The sequence below is a fragment of the Dehalococcoidales bacterium genome, assembly GCA_028716225.1.
Taxonomy (GTDB): domain Bacteria; phylum Chloroflexota; class Dehalococcoidia; order Dehalococcoidales; family UBA5760; genus UBA5760.
Genome location: JAQUQE010000109.1, coordinates 1 through 3,449 on the forward strand (window position 1 = coordinate 1; position 3,449 = coordinate 3,449).

Here is a 3,449-nt window from a genome sequence, read left to right on the forward strand (position 1 = left end):
GATGACCTTTTCTCTCCCCCCGGGGGGATGAGGATGTAATTGCTTCCTCTGGTTAAACCAAAAGTTCTTTTGTTCAATAATGAAGCTGTAAATGTAAAAGCACCTTAACAACCGAATAGCGACAAAGTCTGAGCCTTGAGCGCTTGCCTCAAAGGGCAAATAAGCACAAAAGAGAGGTCAAGCGATGATAATAGCGACACCAGCACCAGCACCACCGCCAGCACCGCAAGGCGGACACTGTAGCCAGTGCGGTAAGGTATGGGTGCTAAACGAAAGGCAAGGCGTATGTCCGTGGTGCGGAAAGCCAGCGAGCCAACAGCACAGCAGGACACAAGCCTTGCGTAGCATCAAGTCTAGCCGACGGCGACGGCAAAAGCAAGCTCGGTCTATCGGCAACGGCTATGACCAGCTAGAGGGCAATTGGCTAGCCTATTATAAGGTAGCCTCTCGGTTTAGCGGTAAGTCAAAGCCAGAGGATAGAGAGGACTTGCTACACGATATAATGCTTACCCTTGCCGACGTGGAGCGCAATAACGGACACAAGCCGTTTACCGAAGCCGTGATGTATCGGATTGCCAGTCATAGCGTAAATCATTACTGGTATCGGCATTATAAGGTAAATAACGGCTTGGACTGCCAGCACTGTAGCAAGGCGCAAAGGGCAAAGTGTAGAGAGAACGACCTATACCGAGAGTGTAAGAAGGCTATCAAGCTGGAAAGCCTGAGTAAGCCTGTCATAGACAGTGAGGGCAACACCACCGAGCTTGGAGAGCTGATAGCGGATGATAAGGCTCTTGAGCTTGGGGCGTGGGTCAGTGAGGATATCTGGGAGCTAGGCTATAAGCCAAGACTGGTAGCCATAGCTCACAAGCTACATAGTGGGGAAGCCCTTACTAACTACGATATGGTTTATCTTTCTCGATATAGAAGGCAAGAGCAAAAAAAGTTGATTGAGTGATAAGGTTTTAGGGTGATTTCGGACACTTATATAGTGGAAGCACCGCATAGGCTAGCGAGACGCAGATATGCGGTAGCTTACTAAAGAGGCGAAGCTGGCGGACTTGCCCGACTGCCAGATAGCCAAAGGGGTGAATAAACTGGAAAAACTGAATATCGAGGGCAAGCGTTCAGGCTCAGGCTTTGTGGCGCATAAAGCTACGCTGGTAAACGCCTTATCCAGAGCGGTCGCCGACAGGGTAACTCTTCTGGACTTTACCATTGGGCGTAAAGGCTTACTCGGTTACCTTAAGTCGCTGAATGGTAGTAACATCGTAAAAGTTACGCCTTTCAATGACAGTGCTAGCGAGACGCAGGCTGTTAGTAAACGGCTTAAGGTAGTTTGTGGAACCAATACCAGCCAGCTTGATGACGGAGCGTGGATAGGTGATAACACGCCGATGACGCTCTGTGAGGTGAGGATTACTTCCCGTAACGCCGTAACGCCTAACATCGGTAGTCTGGAGCTAGCGGAAGCGCTATCGAGGGTGCTACCCTTTACCGCTACTGAGGACACTCGACCAGTATTACAATGTGTCCTCTTTACGGCTAAAGAGGGTAAGCTCACGCTGGTAAGCGCCGACGGCTTTAGGCTGGCGGTAGTAAGCCTTGACTATGACGGAGAGGGCGAAGTCCTGATAAACCGTGAGGATTTGGCAGGAATAGCCAACGCCTTACGGAGTGCCAAGAGAGCGAGGGTTAGCTTTGAGGGTGAGGACATCAAGACGCTCACTATTGACACCGAGCTAATCCGCTATCAGTGGGTTAGCGACGACGGCAAGTTTCCCGACTGGGAGAAGCTAATCCCGACCGAGGCTAAGACCACCGCTCACTTCGACACTGTTGAGGCAGGCAAGGCGATTAACTCACTGAGAGCACTTGCCGACAGCAAGTCCTACCCGATAGACATTACCCTTGATAACGGCGTGATGGTGCTGGCTAATCCCGATGATAAGGGGCAAGCCACAATGCCAGCCGATATCGAGGGTGAGGCTAACATGGTGAGGCTAGACGGCGGTTACCTTGCCGAAGCGTTAAAGGCGTGTGGCGGTATGCCAGAGCTAAAGCTCACCGACGGCAAGTCGCCAGTCCTCTTTACCACTAACGGCTATAAGCTGGTGGTAATGCCAATGTTGACCTCAGAGGTAAGACGAGAGGATAAAGAGGCTAGCGAAGCCGAAGCCGAGAGTGAAGGGGTAGCCGATGAGGTAACAGAAGCCGAACCAGAGGTTACCGAGCCAGAGCCAGCCGACAATACCGAGCCTGTAGCTGAAGCTGAGACAAAGCCGAAAGCGAAGCGAAAGGGCAAGGTAAGAGAGCCAGTCGCCGTAGCCTGAAACTGAACGCTTGAACTCAAACGAAAGCCAACGCAGAGAAGCGGGGGAGACCCCGCTTTTTTGCTTTTTTCAGGAATAGAGGGGTATTGCTCCCCCAGTGCGTGGGAGTAATACCCCTCTGTCTATGCGTGGTAGGGGGCAAATCTAAAGAGAGGAGGTGAAACTGTGCCCATTAGATGGAGCGCGTTAATGGTAAGCGAGGCGATGGATATGGTGGAGGAGATGGTAGACCAGGCCGCCGAACCGCTGGAACGAGCCAAGGTTGTGGCTAACGAGGCCCGGAACATACCCAACCTGCCCCAGTATCTTGACCAGCGCCTTATACGCCTGGTTTGCGACATCGAGCGGATTAACTACATCAAATCGGCAATCAAGGCTGTCCGTAGTGATTTACCCGACGGGGCTATTGAGGCAGAGAAACGGATAGCCAACCACGGCCGGCAGCCGGTATTAGTCGGCTAAACCTGAAAATACAGAACGAAACAATGAATAAAGAAGGAGGGTTATTGTGCCAAAAACAGGTGATATGGTCAGTGATATCGTGGGGATATTCACCGACCCGATACTGGTATTCCCTGGGGGATGGGGTGATACTTTACCCGACTGGATTAAGGGAGCCATCACGCTTGACAGGCTGGAGATGGGTATTAAGGCTTCAAAAGGTGATCAGGAAACTGGTACCGATGCCGAGGCCTGCGCCTATCTCTACACCGCCGGACTGAGTTTCCCGATGGACCACGACTGGAGCCGGATCTATCTTTACGTCTCTACCAAGACCTATACCCAGCATAAAGGTGGAGAAATGCCCGAGGATATCCGGGTAGAAAGCCTTGATGATTACCAGATGGGTGAGCTTAACAGGCTTAAGGAATGGATTTATCGGCAGCGGGTTACGGCAAGGCAGGAAAGGGAGAGGGCGGACAGGAAATTGGAACGACAGGAATCCGAGGAACAAAGGATATCCGAGCAGCCGGAACTGTTCGAATTCTAGTAAGGTATCCGCATAAAAAAGCAGGGGGGATGGGCTAATACGACCCATGCCTCCCTTTTACTGGTAATCTTAGAGTTTGACAATCAAAAAGTAAGGTGGTTGAATAGTATTGGAGGCTTAATTTG

Annotated in this window: 4 protein-coding genes; all 4 read left to right on the top strand. The window is 51.3% G+C overall.

Going from position 1 to position 3,449, the window contains the following annotated elements:
* The first annotated feature begins 184 nt into the window (after positions 1-184).
* Positions 185-958 carry a hypothetical protein gene (locus PHI12_14245; protein MDD5511948.1) on the top strand — a complete coding sequence of 258 codons (774 nt, stop codon included), beginning with the start codon at positions 185-187 and terminating at the stop codon, positions 956-958.
* Between the two features lie 103 nt (positions 959-1,061).
* On the top strand, positions 1,062-2,333 hold the full coding sequence (locus PHI12_14250) for a DNA polymerase III subunit beta (protein ID MDD5511949.1): 1,272 nt from the start codon (positions 1,062-1,064) through the stop codon (positions 2,331-2,333).
* Positions 2,334-2,498: 165 nt separating this feature from the next.
* Positions 2,499-2,795: a hypothetical protein gene (locus tag PHI12_14255; GenBank protein MDD5511950.1), complete on the top strand. Its 297-nt coding sequence runs from the start codon at positions 2,499-2,501 to the stop codon at positions 2,793-2,795.
* 46 nt (positions 2,796-2,841) lie between these two features.
* Positions 2,842-3,324: a hypothetical protein gene (locus tag PHI12_14260; protein MDD5511951.1), complete on the top strand. Its 483-nt coding sequence runs from the start codon at positions 2,842-2,844 to the stop codon at positions 3,322-3,324.
* Positions 3,325-3,449 lie beyond the last annotated feature (125 nt).